17 protein-coding genes and 1 pseudogene are annotated in these 18114 nt (G+C 72.6%); 10 read left to right on the forward strand and 8 right to left on the reverse strand.

Going from position 1 to position 18114, the window contains the following annotated elements; genetic code table 11:
• Positions 1–224 precede the first annotated feature (224 nt).
• Entirely contained in the window at positions 225–1247 is a 1023-nt protein-coding gene (locus ACZ7KX_RS25370) for a zinc-binding alcohol dehydrogenase family protein (RefSeq protein ID WP_470328443.1), read from the reverse strand.
• A gap of 148 nt (positions 1248–1395) precedes the next feature.
• Positions 1396–2202: a glycine betaine ABC transporter substrate-binding protein gene (locus ACZ7KX_RS25375; RefSeq protein ID WP_470328444.1), complete on the reverse strand. Its 807-nt coding sequence runs from the start codon at positions 2200–2202 to the stop codon at positions 1396–1398.
• Positions 2203–2338: 136 nt separating this feature from the next.
• Here ACZ7KX_RS25375 and ACZ7KX_RS25380 point away from each other — a divergent pair, with 136 nt between their 5' ends.
• Positions 2339–2701, forward strand: coding sequence for a winged helix-turn-helix transcriptional regulator (locus ACZ7KX_RS25380; protein WP_470328445.1), 363 nt, complete (start codon positions 2339–2341; stop codon positions 2699–2701).
• Between the two features lie 165 nt (positions 2702–2866).
• On the opposite strand, the pseudogene ACZ7KX_RS25385 reads toward ACZ7KX_RS25380, so the two are convergent.
• Positions 2867–4244 (reverse strand): annotated as a pseudogene (locus tag ACZ7KX_RS25385) (PP2C family protein-serine/threonine phosphatase).
• A 179-nt stretch (positions 4245–4423) separates the two neighbouring features.
• On the reverse strand, positions 4424–5302 hold the full coding sequence (locus ACZ7KX_RS25390; RefSeq protein ID WP_470328446.1) for an alpha/beta hydrolase: 879 nt from the start codon (positions 5300–5302) through the stop codon (positions 4424–4426).
• 110 nt (positions 5303–5412) lie between these two features.
• Here ACZ7KX_RS25390 and ACZ7KX_RS25395 point away from each other — a divergent pair, with 110 nt between their 5' ends.
• Entirely contained in the window at positions 5413–7350 is a 1938-nt protein-coding gene (locus tag ACZ7KX_RS25395; protein WP_470328447.1) for a BTAD domain-containing putative transcriptional regulator, read from the forward strand.
• Between the two features lie 325 nt (positions 7351–7675).
• Here the strand turns inward: ACZ7KX_RS25395 and ACZ7KX_RS25400 are convergent, their stop codons facing one another.
• From ACZ7KX_RS25400 to ACZ7KX_RS25410, 3 genes are all read right to left on the reverse strand, one after another.
• On the reverse strand, positions 7676–8074 hold the full coding sequence (locus ACZ7KX_RS25400; protein ID WP_470328448.1) for a helix-turn-helix domain-containing protein: 399 nt from the start codon (positions 8072–8074) through the stop codon (positions 7676–7678).
• A 79-nt stretch (positions 8075–8153) separates the two neighbouring features.
• Positions 8154–8624 (reverse strand): ATP-binding protein, encoded by a 471-nt coding sequence (locus tag ACZ7KX_RS25405; RefSeq protein WP_470328449.1) that lies wholly within the window; start codon positions 8622–8624, stop codon positions 8154–8156.
• 61 nt (positions 8625–8685) lie between these two features.
• On the reverse strand, positions 8686–9084 hold the full coding sequence (locus tag ACZ7KX_RS25410) for an STAS domain-containing protein (RefSeq protein WP_470328450.1): 399 nt from the start codon (positions 9082–9084) through the stop codon (positions 8686–8688).
• A 573-nt stretch (positions 9085–9657) separates the two neighbouring features.
• On the opposite strand from ACZ7KX_RS25410, the gene ACZ7KX_RS25415 reads away from it, so the two are divergent.
• The gene (locus ACZ7KX_RS25415; RefSeq protein ID WP_470328451.1) at positions 9658–10218 is read left to right on the forward strand and encodes a hemerythrin domain-containing protein; all 561 of its coding nucleotides are present in this window, start codon (positions 9658–9660) and stop codon (positions 10216–10218) included.
• A gap of 72 nt (positions 10219–10290) precedes the next feature.
• On the opposite strand, the gene ACZ7KX_RS25420 is transcribed toward ACZ7KX_RS25415, so the two are convergent.
• Entirely contained in the window at positions 10291–10638 is a 348-nt protein-coding gene (locus ACZ7KX_RS25420) for a hypothetical protein (protein WP_470328452.1), read from the reverse strand.
• 320 nt (positions 10639–10958) lie between these two features.
• Here ACZ7KX_RS25420 and ACZ7KX_RS25425 point away from each other — a divergent pair, with 320 nt between their 5' ends.
• The 7 genes from ACZ7KX_RS25425 (at position 10959) to ACZ7KX_RS25455 (ending at position 18078) form a co-directional block, all read left to right on the forward strand.
• The gene (locus tag ACZ7KX_RS25425; protein WP_470328453.1) at positions 10959–11474 is read left to right on the forward strand and encodes a hypothetical protein; all 516 of its coding nucleotides are present in this window, start codon (positions 10959–10961) and stop codon (positions 11472–11474) included.
• Positions 11475–11718: 244 nt separating this feature from the next.
• The gene (locus ACZ7KX_RS25430; protein WP_470328454.1) at positions 11719–11901 is read left to right on the forward strand and encodes a hypothetical protein; all 183 of its coding nucleotides are present in this window, start codon (positions 11719–11721) and stop codon (positions 11899–11901) included.
• Between the two features lie 336 nt (positions 11902–12237).
• Complete coding sequence (locus ACZ7KX_RS25435) at positions 12238–13707, forward strand: aminotransferase class I/II-fold pyridoxal phosphate-dependent enzyme (protein ID WP_470328455.1); 1470 nt, start codon at positions 12238–12240, stop codon at positions 13705–13707.
• Positions 13708–13721: 14 nt separating this feature from the next.
• Complete coding sequence (locus tag ACZ7KX_RS25440; RefSeq protein WP_470328456.1) at positions 13722–14144, forward strand: CinA family protein; 423 nt, start codon at positions 13722–13724, stop codon at positions 14142–14144.
• Positions 14141–14848 carry a hypothetical protein gene (locus tag ACZ7KX_RS25445; protein WP_470328457.1) on the forward strand — a complete coding sequence of 236 codons (708 nt, stop codon included), beginning with the start codon at positions 14141–14143 and terminating at the stop codon, positions 14846–14848. Before ACZ7KX_RS25440 ends, ACZ7KX_RS25445 begins: the two co-directional genes overlap by 4 nt.
• A 237-nt stretch (positions 14849–15085) precedes the next feature.
• Positions 15086–16549, forward strand: a complete 1464-nt coding sequence (locus ACZ7KX_RS25450) for a DUF2637 domain-containing protein (protein ID WP_470328458.1) — start codon at positions 15086–15088, stop codon at positions 16547–16549.
• Between the two features lie 434 nt (positions 16550–16983).
• Positions 16984–18078: a barstar family protein gene (locus tag ACZ7KX_RS25455; protein WP_470328459.1), complete on the forward strand. Its 1095-nt coding sequence runs from the start codon at positions 16984–16986 to the stop codon at positions 18076–18078.
• Positions 18079–18114 lie beyond the last annotated feature (36 nt).

The following is an 18114-nucleotide window of genomic DNA, read 5'->3' on the forward strand; positions in this document are numbered from 1 at the left end:
GCGGGCGTACCGGTGAGGCCCGGTGTCTCCTCCCGACCACGGCGTGTTCGTGGCGATGTGCTGGTGGCGGGCACAGTGCCCGACGAAGGGAGGGAGCAGCGGTGAGCACCGCTGTCGAGAAATGGGCGTGGACAACCCCGCGCTGCCGCTGTGCCGCCGGGCCCACACTCCGTCGGCACACCCCCGGCCGCCCGCAGGGCGCACCTGCGGGGCGGCCTGGCGGCTCAGAATCCGGTCAGGGTGGTCTTGCCGATCACCGTGCCGGACTCCTGGAGGCGGTGTGCCTCGCGCAGGTTCGCGGCGTTGACCGGCCCGAGGTCGGTGGTGGCGGTGGTCACCAGGGTTCCGGCGTCCACCAGGCGGGCGACCTCGGTGAGGATGCGGTGCTGCTCGACCCGGTCGGCGGTCCGGAACATCGACCGGGTGAACATGAACTCCCAGTGGAACGAGATGCTCTTCGCCTTGAGCAGGCCGATCGGCAGGCTGTCGAAGTCGTCGATCGCCAAGATCCGGCCGAAGGGGTTGAGCACCTCGGCGTAGTCGGCGAGGTTGCGGTCGGTGGCCGTGGTGCCGAAGACGTGGTCCACCCCGGCCGGGGCCGCTTCGGCGAGCTGGGGGACGAGCGGCTTCGAGTGGTCGATCACGTGGTGGGCGCCCATCCGGCGGGCGAAGGCCGTGCTCTGCGGGCGGGAGGCGGTGCCGACGACCGTGAGGCCGGTGAGCGCCCGGGCCAGCTGGCTCACCATGGAGCCGACGCCGCCGGCCGCCGCGGTCACCAGGAGCGTGCCGGTCTGCTCCGGGGCGCCGGGCTGCAGTCCGAGCCGCTCGAACAGCCCCTCCCATGCGGTGAGCGAGGTCAGCGGCAGGGCGGCGGCCTCGGCGAAGGACAGCGAGACCGGCTTGGGGCCCACCAGCCGCTCGTCGACCGCGTGGTAGCGGGAGTTGGCGCCGGGCCGGTCCAGCGCTCCGGCGTAGTACACCTGGTCGCCGACGTGGAAGAGCTCCACCTCGGCCCCGACGGCGACGACGATGCCGGCCGCGTCCCAGCCCAGCACCCGCGGCTCACCGGCCGGATCGGCGTTCTGCCGGACCTTGTGATCGACCGGGTTGACCGCCACGGCCTCGACCTGGACCAGCAGGTCGCGCGGCCCGGGCTCGGGGACGGGCAGTTCGAGGTCGAGCAGGCTCTGCGGGTGGTCGATCGGGAGGCTCTGGCGGTAGGCGACGGCGGGCATGGTCCGGGTCATGGGATTCCTCGGTTCGCGGGGACGGTGCTTGCAGCGGATCAGGGGGCTACGTGCAGTGGATCAGGTGCCGTTGGGCCGGCGGTCGGGCGGTGTTGGGCCGGCGGTCGGGCGGTTGCGGGGCGGACGTCGGGCGGTTGGAGGTCGGCGGTCAGGCCGTTGCGGGCAGCAGGTGCGGTCGCGCCCCGAGGTACCGGTCGGCCGCCTGGAGCGGCGTCAGGCCGTCGACGTTGATCAGGACGTCCAGTTCCTCGACGCCCTCGTTGCCCAGCTTGAGCGCGTCGAGCCGGGCGAGTGCCTCGGGGTGGAGCCGGTCGAGCGCGTCACGGCGGACGACCGGACTGGCGGCGTCGACGGTGCCCAGCAGCCCCTTGGGCTCGGCCAGCTGCCTCAGCCCGTGGCGGCGGTTCAGGTACTGGGGTCGCCAGAGCGGGATGACGAACCACTCCCGCTCGGCGAGGCCGCGTTCGACCCGGTCGGTGAACGCGGCCTCCGTGCCGGGTTCGAAGCCGTAGCCGACGCGGTCGAGTCCGTACTCCACGACCATGCGCGCCGAGAACCGGCTGATCCCGGCCCCGGGGTTGATGCCGTCGATGACCCGGGTCATCCGCGCGGCCACGCCGGGGCGGGTGAGGTCGGCGACTTCGGTGACCACCTCCGCGGGAACGTAGGGCGGCAGGGCCCAGACGCAGTACGGCTCGTAGTGCGGCGAGAGTACGCGGACCTCGTCGCGACGGCCCGTCAGGTAGATCTCGTGGCTGGACGGCAGCCAGGCCGACACCAGCACGTCGATCTCCCCCGTGGCCTGTCTGCGGAACAGCTCCTCGTGCGCCGCCTCCACGACGGAGACGGGATGCCCGAACGCCTCCAGGACGCGGCGGACGACGGCGGCGGCGCCGCGGTGGAACGAGAGGGCGATGGTGCCGACGGTCAGGGGGGCGGGCGTCCGGCCTGGCATGCCGTGATCTCCTTCGCTGCTGGGGGTGACCGGCTCCGCACCGGGTGGCCCCGGTGCCGGGGCACGTCGGCGAAGGTATGCGAAAGGTAGTAGTTACCTGCAAGGGATACTGCTTCCTTTTGGGTACTATTGGCTCGTGACCAAGACCAGCGCGCGCACCGGTGACTGCAGCGACCCCGTGTCCGTGTACGCTGCCGCCTGCCCCTGCCGCGACATGCTCGACCTCCTCGCCAACAAGTGGAGCGCCCTGGCGCTCGGCGCCCTGGAGGGCGGCCCGCAGCGCTTCGGCGAGCTCCGCAGCCGGCTGCAGGGAATCAGTCCCAAGGTGCTCACCCAGACCCTGCGTCGACTGGAGGACCACGAGCTGATCAGCCGCGAGGTCTACGCCGAGGTCCCGCCCCGCGTCGAGTACAGCCTCACCCCGCTCGGGGCGGAGGCGTGCGTCCCGCTCGCGCACCTGCGCGACTGGGTCGAGCGGAACATCTCGCGCTTCTCGTGACCGCGCGGAGTCCGGAACGTCCCGAACAGAACACTTGAACGCAACACGTTGCGCCATCTTGCGCAAGGGTGAGCGGCCACGTGCCGAGGCTGCCGGGGCCACGCGGTCGTGCCGTCAGTCGATGGGTCAGACCCGCCGACGGGATCACCACGAACACCATCCCTGTCAGTCGTGCACCGGCGTTCGGATGGCGAGGATGGCCATGTCGTCGTGGCCGTCGCTGGGGTGGTGGTCGGCGAGTGTGCGGACGAGATCGTCCAGGGGCTGGCGGGCGTGGGCGGCAGCGAGGCCGGCGAGGACGTCGAGGCGCTCGTCGATGGCGTGGTCGGGGTGTTCGACAAGGCCGTCACTGAAGAGCAGGACGATGCTGCCGCCGGGCAGGAGCTCGGTGTGGTCGGGTCGGTGGATGTCGGGATCGACGCCGAGCGGGACGCCGGGTTCCGCGTGCAGGTACCGGGCCTCCCCTTCTGGGCTGAGGACGAGGGGCGGCAGGTGGCCGGCAGTGCTCCAGTGCAGGGTCCAGCCGTCGGCGGCGGGTTCGATGCGGGCCAGGCAGGCGGTCGTGACCGGCAGGTCGGTGATGGCGTGGATGGTGAGGTCGAGCTGGATGAGCACCGAGCTGGGCGGGGTGCGGCGGTCGTAGAGGAGGGCACGGAGCATGTTGCGGGCCTGGGCCATGGCGGCGGCGGCATGCAGGTCGTGTCCGACCACGTCGCCGATGACGGCCGCACAGACGCGGTCGGGCAGGACGACCGCGTCATACCAGTCGCCACCGACACTCGCCGGCTCGGCGGCGGTGCGGTAGACCGCGGCGCCGGAGAACGGCGTCAGGTCCGGCAGGGTGGGCAGCAGCAGGCGTTGGAACTGCTCGGCGCTGTCACGCATGTACCCGAACAGGCGGGCGTTCTCGATCGCGATGCCCGCAGCCCCGGCGAGGGCGCGCATGACTTCCTGGTCGTCCTCGTCGAACGGGCGGCCGTCCCACCGCTCGGAGAGGTAGAGGTCGCCGTAGATCTCGCCGCGGACGGTGACCGCCACACCCAGCAGGGTCCGCATCGGCGGATGGCCCGGCGGGAACCCCACCGAAGCCGGATGCGAGGGGATGTCGTCGACCCGCAACGGCTCCGGATGGTGGATCAGGTGCCCCAGCACCCCCCCGGCCGTGCGGGAAGTCGATCCCCGCCAGGGCCGCGCGTTCCTCGTCGGTGAGGCCGGCGGTGATGAACTGCTCCAGGTGGTCGCCGGACGGGGCGAGGACGCCGAGCGCACCGTAGCGGGCGCCGGCCAAGTCCATGGCGGTGGTGACGATCCGGTGCAGCACCGTCGGAAGACCGAGATCACCGCCGATCGCCAGCACCGCCGACAGCAGCCCCTGCAACCGGTCCTTCGCCCGCGCCAGCGCCCGAAGGTGCTGGGCGCTGCCCTCCAGCTGGTCGTCCAGGTTCAGCCGAAGCTCCGGCAGGCTCGCCTTCCCCACCGCATCCGACGGCTCTTCACGGGGGCCCACGGCCTCGCCATCGTTCACCGTCCCCACGCTACACATGCCCCGGTCCCCGGCCCGCAGCACACGCCCGCCCCGCGTTCGCTGTGAACAGGAGCCCCGATGTCGATGCTGTCGGTGGCGCGAGTGAGCACCACTGGCCCCGGCACGAGACGGGCATGGTGCCGATCGCCGACGCTCCCGGGCCTGCTGCCCGGCCGGCGAGCCCGGGAACAGGAGGATCAGCGCGCCAGCAGGCCCCGGATCGCCGCCGCGATCTCCTCGGGCGCCTCCTCGGCCATGAAGTGCCCCGCCCGGGTCAGCCGGTGGTCCAGGTCCGGCGCCCACGCCTTCCACACCCCGGCAGCGTCGTAGCCCAGCTGCGCACCCCAGTCCTGCTGGACGACCGTCACGGGCATGGCCAGCCGCGACCCGGCGTCCAGGTCCGCCTGGTCGTGGACGACGTCGATTCCCGCCGAGGCCCGGTAGTCAGCGACGATCGACGTCACCGCCGCGGCGCTCGCACGCAGGTATTCGGCACGCACCTCCCCCGGCACCGCGGCCGGGTCACCGGCCCAGGCGTCGAGGAACGAGCCGAAGAACGCGTCCGCGCTGTTGGCGATGATCGTCTCCGGCAGACCCGGCGGCTGTGCCATGAGGAAGAGGTGGTAACCGACCGCCGCCGACGCGCCGTGCAGGACGTTCCACATGTCGAGCGTCGGCACGACGTCGAGGACGCCCAGGTGCGTGACGGCCTCAGGGTGGTCCAACCCCGCCCTGAAGGCGACCAGGGCGCCCCGGTCGTGGCCGACGAGGGCGAACTGCTCGTGGCCGAGCGCCGCCGCCAGGGCCACGACGTCGGCGGCCATGGTGCGCTTGGCGTACACCTCGGGGCCGGTGGCCGCCGGCTTGTCGCTGGCGCCGTAGCCCCGCAGGTCGGGGCAGATCACCGTGTGCTCGCCGGCGAGCCGCTCGGCGACGTGCCGCCACATCAGGTGGGTCTGGGGGAAACCGTGCAGCAGCACGACCGGGCTGCCGCTGCCGCCGACAGCGGCGGCCAGCTCCACACCGCCCGTACCGGGCAGGCGGACGCGGTCGAAGCCGGGAACAGTGAGCGTCATGAACGACGGTCCTTTCGAGTCGGGGACTGACCGGGCCAGCCTGGCCGACGGCGATCAGCAGCCGATCAGTACGGTTGGGCACAGTCGGCCCCGGCACGGAGGATGGGGGCATGCGAATCGACGTGCTCGGTGCGGTGCGGGCCCTCCGCGACGACGGAAGCCCCGTCGACCTGGGTGGACCCCGCCATCGTGAGGTACTCGCCCGGCTCGTCGCCGCCGAGGGACGGATGGTCACCACCGACACCCTGGTCGACGACCTGTGGACCGACCCGCCGGCCCGCGCCGTGGGCGCGCTGCGCACATTCGTCGCCGCGCTGCGCCGCGCCCTCGAACCCGAGCGGCCGCCCCGCACGCCGCCGCGCGCACTTGTCACCGAAGGCCCCGGTTACGCGCTGTGCCTGCCGCGCGAGGACGTGGACGTCCACCGGTTCCAGGACGCCCTGGCCCGTGCCCGCCGCAACCCCGACGCGGTGACCGGCCTCGGCGCGGCACTCGCGGCCTGGCGCGGGCCCGCCTACGCCGACGTGGCCGGCTCCGCATGGGTACTGCGCGAGCGGACCCGGCTGGAGGAGTGGAGGTTGGAGGCGGTGGAACTGCGCGCCCGCATCCTCCTCGACTCCGGGGAAGGGGCCGATCTCGTCGCCGAACTGGGTGCTCATGTTGCCGAACACCCGTGGCGCGAGCCGGCCTGGGGGCTGCTCGCGCGAGCGCTGTACCGCGCGGGTCGCCAGGCCGATGCGCTGGCTGCCCTGCGCCGCGCCCGCGCGATGCTCGTCGACCAGCTCGGGTTGGAGCCTGGTGCCGAACTCCAGCGTCTGGAGATGGACATCCTCAACAGGTCCGGGCGCTTGGAAGGCGTGGGTGGGGTGTGGAGTGGCCCCGGTGTCCGGCTGGGTCCGCGCACCACCGTGGACCTGGCCCGCACCCTCGCACTCGCGGGTGGCGATGCCCTCGTCCGCTCGCGGCGTGACCGTCTCGCCGCCATCCAGGCGGCACAACGCACGGGAGACCTCCGGCTGACCGCCCGGATCATCGGCGCCTACGACGTGCCCGCCATCTGGAGCCGGGCCGACGACCCCGAGCAGTCCCGCGCCGTCGTCGCGGCCGCCGAGCGCACGCTCACGGCGCTGGGCCCCGACGGTCCCGCCGACCTGTGCGCCCGCCTCCTGGCCACGATCGCCGTCGAGAGCCGCAGCGCCGACCTGTCCGGGACCGAGCTGGGACGCGCGCTGCAGGCGGCACGGCAGGCCGAGTCGCTGGCACGGGACCTGGCCGATCCCGCCCTGCTGGCGTTCGCCCTCAACGGGGTGTTCCTGCAGTCCTTCACTCGCTCCGGGCTCGCGGCCGTACGGGACAGGATCGGCGCCGAGATCCTCGACCTGTCCACCCGGCACGAGCTGGCGAACTTCGCCGTACTCGGCCGACTCGTCCGCCTGCAATCCGCCTCGGCCCTCGGCGACCTCGACGCCGCGGCCTCGCACGCCGAGGCAGCCGACCGGCTCGCCGCCGCCACCGAGGCGCCCCTCGTCCCCGTCCTCACCAGGTGGCTGCGGGCCCGGGCCACGGCCGCCCGCAGCACCCGACCCGGCAGACCGAGCGCCGCCGCGGCAGCAGCGCACTACCGCGCCGCCGAGGACGCCCTGCGGACGGCCGGGATGCCGGGGCTGCACCGCGGTCTGTTCCCGCTCGCCCTCCTGGGGCTGCGTCTGCTGCACGACCGGCCCGCGCCCACGGACCCGGACCTCGACTGGGGCCCGTACCGGTCCTGGGCGCAGCCCCTCGTGCTGCTCGCCCAGGACCAGGTCGAGCAGGCCCGTACCGCGCTCGCCGCGGTGCCCGAACCACCGCGTGACCACATGCAGGAGGCCATGTGGTGCCTGACCGCCCGCGCGGCCGTGCGCCTGGGCGAGCGCGGAATCGCCGCGCACGCCGCGGCCGCCCTGCGGGGTGCCTGCGCTGAACACGCTGGCGCCGCCAGCGGAATGCTGACCCTGGGTCCGGTCGCGCGGTACCTGTCAGAGGCAGAGGCATGCGTCGCGGCCGGGTGAGCGACAGCGGTCCGCGCACCCCCGACCTCCCTCGACCGCACCACCTCCGACGGCGGACTCGGGCAGGACCGCAGGCCGTCCAGACGGGCTCGCGGTGCTCTGCGGCCGTGGCCGTGGCCGTGGCCGTGGGCAAGTGCGGCGTCGCCCCGGCTTGCCACACCTCGGCATTGTCGGGCCGACCTGAAATGCTCATGGTCGACGAGGTCGGCTGGGTTCACACTCACCCTCGTACTCCAGGACGCCCTTGCCGAGCCCACCTGGGCCGGTCTGCTCGGATCTGCCGGTCGCCGTGCTTTGACCCGCTGTTCTGGTCCCACGTGCGGCCCTACGGCGAGGTCCGCCTCGACCTCGGTTCTCGCCTCATAGTCACCGGCCCGGCGGTGGCGGACTGGTGACCGTGAGGCGGCGGGCCGCCGGGCCCGGGCCTCCATCGGCGCCGGCGCTTTCGCCAGATCCGCCCGCCGGTCGACTTCGACAGTCCGGACCGCACCGCCATCGAGCTTCGCGACCAGTGGGTCGCGTCCTTCGGGATCTCCTCCGGCGTCGCCACGACCACGGCTTCCACCTCGTCCACCGCGATCGCGGGTGGCCGGCCAGGCCGAGGTTCGTCCGCCAAACCGTCCAGCCCCTCGGCCAGGAACCGCCGCCGCCACTTGCGCACCGTCTCTGCGGCGATCCCCCAACTCCCTTGCCACGTCCACGATCGGCGGTACACCTGGACCATCGCAGGCCAGCACGATTCGAGCCCGCAGCCAACGCCTGGGCAGACTTCCGCCTCGCTGGCTTCCGAGTGAGGTGAATGGTCAGCTGTTCGGTGGCCGGTGCCCGTCCGGCGGGGTCGGGTAGTGGCTGTCCGCCGGCGGAAGTGCGAGTTCGGCCCAGACGGTCTTGCCCGCTCCGGCCGGGATGGTGCCCCAGGCGGTGGAGATCTGGTCGATGAGGTAGAGGCCGCGGCCGTGGGGTTCTTCCGGCGGGGGGAGCTGCCGCACCCGGGGAGGGTCGGGCAGGGCGTCGGTGACGGCGATCCTCAGGATGTGGCGGCCGGAGTCGAGCTGCAGGTCGAGGGCGAGGGGGCCGCCGGCGTGATGGGCGGCGTTGGAGAGCAGTTCGGCGGTCACCAGCAGCGCGTCCTCGACCACCGTGCCGCCCCCGTCAGGTCGCCAGAGCGCCATCGTCGTGCGGATGAACGCGAAAGCGCGGCGCGCGCACCGGGTGTTGCCCGGCGGGAAGTCCAGGCGGTCGTGGAAGGCCGGGGTGGCAAGCGGTCCGGGCATGAGAGCTTCCGTGCAGGTTCGGGTCGGGTCCAACCACGGCGTGTGCCCGTCCGGACGCGCCTTACACGGCCGGAGAGGGCCGCTGGTGGTACACCGCCTGCTCCAGTGACGGACATAGGGGGAAGACGTGGTCGGTCTCGATGATCCGCAGGACACGCCGCACCGCGGGGCTGGGCGCCGCCAGGACCAGCGGCACGCCGCCGGCGCCGGCCCGCCGGCGGACGGTGAGCAGGGCGTTCAGGCCGCTGGAAGTGAACAGGGTGACGGCGGACATCTCCACGACGAGGAGCGCCGGCGCCTGGTCCAGCGTCCGGGTCAGGGCGTCGTGGACGAGCTGTTCGTTGTCCATGTGCAGGTCGCCGGCCAGCAAACACACCGCGGCGTTGCCCACGCGGGTGATCTCGATCCTGAGGTCCGGCTCCGAACACACGCATTCGGTGTGCTCTCGGTATGGGGTCACGGCACTGCTCCAAGCCCACCGAAGGCTCCACCGTCAGAGGTGGGCCGGGGCATCGACCCCGCGCATGGGCGGGGGGACAGTGCGGCGACAGCCGACGGGCATCCGGTCCGCCACGGTGACGGAACCGGCTTTCCTCACTCCTACCCCGCGCAGCCGCACCCACACAGGACCCAGCCAGTGAGCCCGGGCGAGGGCAGCGGATGATCCTGGATCGGTGGGGCCACCCTCCCGTGCAAGCGGCGCACAGTTCGCTTGCCCTGAACTCAGCCGACGACGCGCCGCACGCCGCAGCGGCCAGAGGTGTTCCCTTGCAGCCAGCAGTGTCCGGCGTGTCCGGAACCGGGCGGGCGATCTCGCATGCCCTGGCGGCGTCTGGGCATGCGAGCAGGGGGTCGGTCGGCCCGGTCACGCACGGGCGAGCCAGTTCCGAAGAGCGCCACCAGCGTGCCGCTCGTGGGCCTCCCATCGGATGAGGAATTCGTCCTCGGCCGACTCGGAAGCCCCGCCCGGGAATCACTGCCTGCCGGGCCGGGACGAAGCCGGCACTCGAAGCACAGGAGAGGCGGATACGCGATGGGACACGGCGGCAACGTCATCAACGAGCTGATGACCGATCACCGGGAGGTCAGAAAGATCTTCGGCCGGATCCAGGGTACGGGCGGCGGCGGACAGCAGCTGCGCGACCTCGTGGACGAGGTCACGATCGAGCTGGTGCGGCACTCGGTCGCCGAGGAGCAGTACCTCTACCCCGCGGTGCGCGAGCACGTCGAAGACGGCGACCGGCTCGCCGACAAGGAGCTCAAGGACCACGAGGACGTGGAGAAACTCCTCAAGCAGCTGGAGGAGATGAGCACCGATGACCCGGAGATGATGCCGATGCTGCAGCAGCTCATGGACCAGGTCACCGCCCACATCCAGGACGAGGAGACCACCCTCTTCCCCATGTTCAGCCAGGCCTGTACGCCGCAGATGCTGGACGACCTCGGCGACAAGATCCGCCGCGCGAAGTCCATGGCCCCCACTCGGCCGCATCCCGCCGCGCCGAGCAGCCCCACCGCGAGCAAGATCCTCGCGCCCGGGGCGGGCCTGGTCGACCGGGCCCGCGACTTCGTCTCCGGCCGCGGCAAGTCCTGACCCTGCCCGGGGTCCGGGCTGGCCGGCACCGCAGCCCGGACCCGGCCCCCGCGCACGGCGGCGGGCCGGGTATCAGACATCCTGGAAGACGGCTCGCTCGACCAGGCCGACCACCTGATCGAGCGCCTCGACGTCGTCGTGGTGTCGGTGCACTCCGCCCGCTTGGTGGCCGCGGTCCGCAACCCGCACACCGACGTACTCGGACGCTGCACCGGCCGTATCGTCACCGGCCGAGGCCGGCCGCAGCCACGCTTCGACGCCGAAACGGTGCTCAGGGCCTGTGCCGATGCCGGGACGGCGGTGGAGATCAACTGCCGGCCGGAGCGCCGCGACCCGCCCGACGACCTGCTCCTCCAGGCAGCCGGCGCGGGCTGCCTGTTCGCGGTCGACACCGACGCCCACGCCCCTGAACAACTGCACCAGCAGTCCTCCGGATAGCCCGCGCCGCCCGCGCAGGCATCGGACCGGACCGGCTGGTCACGGCCTGGCCGACCGGCCCGCTCCTGCGCAGGATGAGGAGCACACCGCCCGCCCGGGCAACCCGAGGAGCCGGCTCAGCTACCCGCCCACGAGAACGAAACGCCCTCGGCCCCCACAAAAGTGACCCGGGTCATGCCGCCATCGGCAACACGCACCTAAACTGGACGGCCACGAAGCGAGGCAGCGCGGCCCCGCTCCAATGCGCTCGCACCCGCTCGACGACCGGACCCAGGCGAGCCCGCCCCGAGGGACCGACTGACGTGTCCACCGACCTGACACCCGTCATAGCCGCCTGTGCCCGCTGGCTGCTCACCGCCTACCCGCCACCCGCTGGCGCGCTGAACCGAGCGCTTGCCGAGGCCCAGGCCCAGCAGGCCGCCGCCCTCGCCGCCACACTGCGCTACCCCACCGCCCTCGACGTCGAGCTGCTTCACCTGCTCGCCCCCAGCGGCTCCGACCGGCTCGACTGGCTCGCCGGCTGCGACCCCGACGCCGACCGCCCGGGGAGCGCCGACTGGCGCACCTGGGTGGACGAGACCGTCGTCAGCTGGGCTGCCTGCCTGCTCGCCGACCCCTCCCTCGCAGCCCGCGCCCACCACCGAAGCGGCGCCCAGGACCAGGCGGACCACGGCGACCCGAGACGACTCACCATCCCCCGGGCCCGCGACAGCGAAGCCGGCGCGCTGCTGCGCCACCCCGACCTGCTCGAACCCGTCGCCGCCCTGCACCGCACCCAGCTGACGGACCTCCTGACCACCGAGGACGTTCCGCGGTAGGCACCCGGACGCCGCAGGACGGCCCGGGACCGACACCTGCGGAAGGGATTTGCCACGCCGGCGCGAAGCCGTCGGCAGCAACAGCGCGGATGATCACTGCGGGCTGCAGACCGCGACGGGCCGGCGGGTCGGCACGGCGTCTTTCCCCTGGGGGCGATCCCCCCAGCAACCGACCCGACCCGCCGTGTCACGAAACACCGGACCCGGGTAGGCCCGGTGGCGCATCACCTGGATGCGCTGGGGCATGAACGTCGCCGAGACCGCGCACGCCGCAGGCATCGGGCACTTCGTCCTCAGCTCGGTCGCCGAAGCGGACCGGCACTTGCAGGAGGAGCTGCCGGTGGACCCGGTCAGCAAGTGGCGGATCGAGCGGCACGTCGCCGCGCTCGGTCTGCCCGCGATCCTGAGGCCGGTGTCTGCCTCTTGAGCCCGGCACCAAGCCAATGGCCGCTCTGTGATCCGTTGCCGGCTTCGGAGCGTCAGGACGATGTCGGGCAATCGCCACCGGTCAGCGGGAGGTCACCCCGCGCGAGCAGCACATCCGCAGCCTCCTGGACGTACTCCCGCTCACCGCGGTCGCCTTCACCGCCTGCCTCCACTGGGACCAGGTCCGCTCCCTGGCCCGCGGCGGCGCAGCGATGCCGCTATGTGACGACATCGCTGCGGCTCCCTTGCCGACGGTCAGGACGCTCAGCGGGCACGGCGATCGGGGACGGCCGGAACTGTCCGTTTCGTGCCGGGGGTCGCGGGCAGACGCGCGGGCATGGACCAGTCCCAGGCACCGGTGCTCGAAGCCCTCACGGCCTTCCACGCCAACCCGCTGACCACCTTCACCCCGCCTGGTCACAAACAGGGCCGCGGCGCCGACCCCCGTGTCCTTCGAGCCCTGGGCGCCGACGTCTTCCGCGCGGACGTGCTGGCCATCGGCGGCCTCGACGACCGCTTGGGCACGCATGGCATCCTCCAGCACGCCCAGGAGCTGATGGCCGAAGCCGTCGGCGCAGACCACACGTTCTTCTCCACCTGCGGCAGCTCCCTCTCGGTGAAGGCCGCGATGCTCGCCGTCGCCGGCCCGCACGAAGAGCTCCTGGTGGGCCGCGACGCGCACAAGGCCGTCGTCGCCGGACTCATCCTCGCCGGTATCCGCCCCATCTGGGTCGAACCCCAATGGGACCCGGACCTGCACCTGGCCCACCCGCCCTCTGCCGACGCGTTCCGCACCGCCTTCGACCTGCACCCCACCGTCAACGGCGCGCTGGTCACCTCCCCGACCCCGTACGGGACGTGCGCCGACCTGGAAGCGATCGCCGGCGTGTGCCACGAGCACGGCAAGCCGCTGATCGTGGACGAGGCGTGGGGCGCGCACCTGCCTTTCCACCCGCGGCTGCCGCGCTGGGCCATGGACGCGGGCGCGGACGTGTGCGTCACCTCCGTCCACAAGATGGGCTCGGCCCTCGAACAGAGCTCCGTCTTCCACCTCCAGGGCGACCTCGTCGAGGCGGCCGTCCTCAAGCAGCGCGAGGACCTGCTCGGCACCACCAGCCCTTCCACCCTGGTCTACGCGGCCCTCGACGGCTGGCGCCGACAGATGGTCCAGCACGGCCGCACCCTCTACGACCGCACGCTCGACCTCGCCGACGAGGTCCGCGCCCGCATCGACGCGATGGCCGGCCTGCACGTCCACGGCCGCGAGGACTTCTGCGGCCCGGACCGCGCGGCTGACCTCGACCCGCTCCAAGTGATCATCGACATCTCCGCGCTGGGCACCAGCGGCTACCAGGCCGGCGACTGGCTGCGCTCGCACCACCAGATCACCCTCCACGTCTGCGACCACCGCCGCATCAGCGCCCAGCTCACCCACGCCGACGACACCACCACCACCACCGGCAGCCTCATCCACGGACTCACCGAACTCGTAGCGATCGCCGAGGACCTGACGCCCCCGCGTCGCATCCGCATCCCCGACCCGGAACAGCTCCGGCTGGAGCAGGTGCTGCTGCCCCGCGACGCGTTCTTCGGCCCGACGGAACAGGTACCCGTCGAGAAGGCCGCCGGCCGGATCGCCGCGGAGATGCTCACCCCCTACCCGCCCGGCATCCCCGCGGCCCTGCCCGGCGAACGCCTCAACGACGAGGTCATCGACTACCTGCGCAGCGGTATCGAAGCGGGCATGCTCATCCCGGACAGCGCCGACGCCACGTTGGCCTCCTTGCGCGTCGCCCTCGAAACCTGAAAGCCCGAAGAGCGATGCCGCGAGCGCCCGGCCCGGCACCGCACGCCGAGGCACACCCCGACCGGCAGGCCGGGCCGGCCACCGCCTTGGCCGACGCCCCCGGCTCCGGGCAGACGTTCCTCGGCGGCGTCGTCGCCTACGCCACCGACCTGAAGAGCACCCTCCTGCACGTCGACGCGGCCCTGCTCGCCGACGAAGGGGCCGTCCACCCCGAGGGCAGGCCCGGTGCTGGTAATCCCAGATCTGCCTGCTGCAGGCGCTGTACCTGTGGGAACTCCCGGACAGCATCGCCCGGTCCGAGGGCGACGCGGCGGCCGGACATCGGGACGGCGGCAGGAGAGGCCGCGGCAGCAACGGCGGCAACAGCGGTCAGGACGGCAACGGCGGCAAGGACGGCAACGGTGCAGCAGAGCGGCCCGGGAGCAGGAACGGCATGACCGCGGTGCAGACCATGGGCCGCTGGCTGTCGATGGCGGGCTCCGCCTGGGACGGGGAAGGCGACGGGGCGCCCGCGCCGCGCCTGCACCCGTTCGTCGCCGAGGCCGGCGACCCGGTGGCCCTCGCCCTGCAGACCCGGGAGCCTGACCGCTTCGTGTGGATCGACGAGAAGGGCGTGGTCGACAACATCGGTTCCCGGAGCAACGGTTCGCAGCCCTACCGCAAGCACAACCTCTGGATCCCGCCCTCGGTCGGGTGGACGAATCTCGACGGACGCACCCAGCGGCTCGTCGCCGACGTCCTGGTGATGCTCAACCTGATCGAGCGGGACGGGTTCCCGGACGAGGTGGAGGACCGGCTGAAGCGGTCCCACCGGCCGGGCATGACCCTGCCGCCCTGTGTGACCAGGGACCGCGCTCCGCTGCATCCCGAGCTGACCGCCGGCACCTCGGACCCGCCGGCACCGGGCACGACCTGCCTGCCCACCGGCAAGTTCAAGTTCTGCCCCTACCCGCCGCAGGGCACGCAGCTGCGGGCCGAGATCGGCGAGCCGTTCTGCCGCCGGCAACAGGCCCTGCTGCCCGGACGCGTGCGCCGGCGGCTGCCGCGGGCCTTCCGGAGGAAGACACCGTCCTGGGTCGGCATGCCCGTCATGGAACTGCACCGCTCCTGGGACGACAGGGCGGACCGCACGCGGGGCTAGAGGATCCGCCCGGTACAGGCAGCCGGTACAGGCAGCCGACCGGCCGTCGCGAAGGGCCCGGCATCCATGCCGGGCCCTTCCGCCGTTTCGAGAACGCTCCGCGTCTGCACGGCGTCGACGAGTGACGAAACGGCCCGACCGGGGACCCGTGGCCGCTGACCAGGCATGTCCTGTGCGCCTCGCCCGACCCGCATGAAAAACTGCACCGCCCGAGCACCAAGCAGAGAGGGGAGAGCCGTGGCACGACCGGTCCTCACCAAGGTCCACTGGGCGTTGATCACGCTCGTCGCGCTGGGCGCCACGTTCGTCGCGCTGATCGGCCTGGCCGGCTCGTACCTGGCGGTCCGCCGGGTGGCCCTCGGCGTCGGGATGGGCCGGTTCGCCTACGCCTTCCCGATCGGTGTGGACGTCGGCATCCTCGTCCTGCTCGCCCTGGACCTCGTCCTCACCTGGCTGCGCATCCCCTTCCCGCTGCTGCGCCCCACCGCCTGGGGCCTGACAGCGGCGACGATCGCCTTCAACGCCGCGGCGTCCTGGCCCGACCCGCTGGGCACCGGGATGCACGCCGTCATCCCGGTCCTCTTCATCATCATCAGCGAGGCGACGAGACACGCGATCTCGCGGATCGCGCGCCTCGGCTCCGACCGGACCATCGAGAAGATCCGGCTCACGCGATGGCTCCTCGCCCCCCGGCAGACCTGGGCGATGTGGCGGCGGATGCAGTTGTGGGAGATTCGCAGCCTGGACGAGGCCGTCCGCCTGGAACAGGCCCGGCTCGCCTACCTCACCTTGCTGGAGGACGCCCCGCTCGGCCCGGACGGGAAGCTGCCCGCCGCCGCGCACCTGCCGTTGAGGCTGAACCGGCTCGGCGTGCCGATCGAGTGGACATATGAGGACGGCCTCGCCGCTGCCGGCGTCGCCACCCGCCCCCTTGACCGGATCTTCGCCGCGCGGGCGTCAGGCGCCTCCGGCCGGCCGCAGCCGACGGAGGCACCGGCGGACTCGGCCCGGCAACTGCCGGCCATCGGCGGTCCGCGCAAGGAGCCGGCTGCAGCGGACGGTGAGATAGCGCCCATCCCCGTGGGAGGACGGACGGAGCCGTTGCGGGCTCGGTTCGAGGGCGTTGCGGGCCCGGCGTCCGGCAGGCCGGCCGCTTCGCGGGAGTCGGCCGGGCAGTCCCCCGCGGCTGCGGGACCGGACCTCGACGCGCCTGCGGGTGCGGGCCGCCTCGTTCGGCAGAGCCCGGTGCCTGCGCAGGCCGATCCCGGGTCCTCGCGGGCCGGTGACCTTGCAGGAGGTGCTGCGGGTCGGGGACGGCCCGAGGAGCCGGTGCGGGAGGGCTCCGCGGCCCTTGCTGAGACCACCCGTACCGAAGGGACCGAGCACGCTGCCGACCCGGCCGAGAACGACCTGCCGACCGTCGATCCCGCGCTCGCGGACAAGGCGCTCGCTGTCGGCATCCCCTTGACGTGGGCCGTCGGCTTCGCCGCCTTGGTCGCCGAGCACGGGCGCCACCCCGGGCCGGAGGAGCTCCGTCGCCACCTCTACAAGAGCCCCTACAACCTCCGGGCGCGGGGCAAGGACGACCAGCCGGTGAGCCTGCGCAGCGTCAAGCGCTACTACAACGACCTCAAGGACCTCTTCCCGCTCCCCGGCGAGGAGGACCAGGGGCAGCTCCAGCTGGAGAGCGCGGGGGCCTGACCCGTCCCGCACCACGACGGTCCGGCACCCTCGGGTGCCGGACCGTTCCGCTGTCGCTCGGCCACGGTCGCCTCCGGTGGTGTCGACGAGGTCGGTGAGCGGGTGCGGGTGGCCCGGCTGCCGGCCGAGTCCGGTGACGGCGCGCCGGCCGGAGACCGCCTGGTGGAGGGCCAGGGCCTCGGCGAACGGGGCGCCGACGGCCTCGGCGGCCTGCTCCACGGCCCAGGGCCCGGGCCCGGCCGGTGCCCCCGCGGCGATGTCGGCGGCCCCGGCGAGCGCGGCGACCGGTACCGCCTCGTGGGCCACTGACGCCTTCCGCGAGAGGTCAGCCGGTGTGATCCCGGGTTGTGCACGGGTGGTCAATGACCGCGGTGCCTTGAGGCATCGTGACCGACTGCGGGGGAAATGGCTCGCTGTGGGGTCCTGGTCCCGGCATGATTCCCACCGTGCTTGAGGATGAGAACCATCGCGGGCGGACGCGGTACACGCTGGCTGGGACAGAACACGGCCACGCCTGGGGCGTCTGCGCCGAGGCGGAAGGACTGTTCGGGGAACCGCAGCGTGGGACGTACGAGCTGTTCGGCTGGATTCCACAAGCTGAAGTGCGCGGCTGGATCGGTAGCCGAGTGTGGTTGGTGCCGGAAGACGAGGCGCTGGACCCCTGGCTGCTGGAGGACGCGGAAAGCCAAGGGACACTCCCTGGGACAGGCAGTCTCGTGCTCACCGGCCTGGACGAGTACGAAGGCCCACCCGAGGGATACAGGGGTCCCGTCCGAGTGCATGACGGGCACCGGTGGCTGGGCTCTTGTCGGGAATTCGCCCGTATCCTGCCGGCCAAGCAGTCGGCGTCCCCGCTCGTCCTGCGGGGACTCGCCCCGGAGGATCAGCTGCGGGCGGCACTCATGAAGGGTACCCGGCGGGCACTGGATCTGGAGCAGGCCGTCTTGGAGATACAAGATGACCGGGGCGAGCCGCTCACTGATCGACTGCTGTGGGCCAGAGTCAGCGCCTGGCGCCCGTCCTCGTCCGGGACGGATCTGATCGACCTGGAGCTCGACGGGGAACTCTTCACGCCCGTTCCCGAATTCGTCCGACCCATCTGGGAGCGGTGGCTCGCCGGGCCGCCGGACACCCTGGGGGCCTGGGTCGGCCTCGACACCCGGCGCCGCGGGGCCTGGCTCGACCTCGTTCGAGAGCGAGCCTGCCGACGCATCCACCGTGATCGGCCGACCGGTCACGCGTACGAACTCGACGGCCGACACATCACCGACGAACCAGGCCTCTATCTGGCGCTCGGCGAGGCAGTGAACGGGCCGGGTGGCTACTTCGGCGGCTGCCTGGCCGCCGTCGACGACTGCCTGGGCGGCACCTTCGGGTACACCGCGCCCGCAACCCTGCTCTGGCGGGACGCCGTGACCGCACGCGAGCACCTATCCCAGGTACTGACACCGGACGGGCAGTCCTATGACCTGTTCGCCGAGGTCCTCGATGTCCTTGCCGAGGGCGGCATTCACGTCACCTTGGCGTGAGCTGCGGTCAGCCCGCCGGTCAGCGACCTGCCCCAC

Source organism: Kitasatospora sp. NPDC038210, from assembly GCF_055600605.1.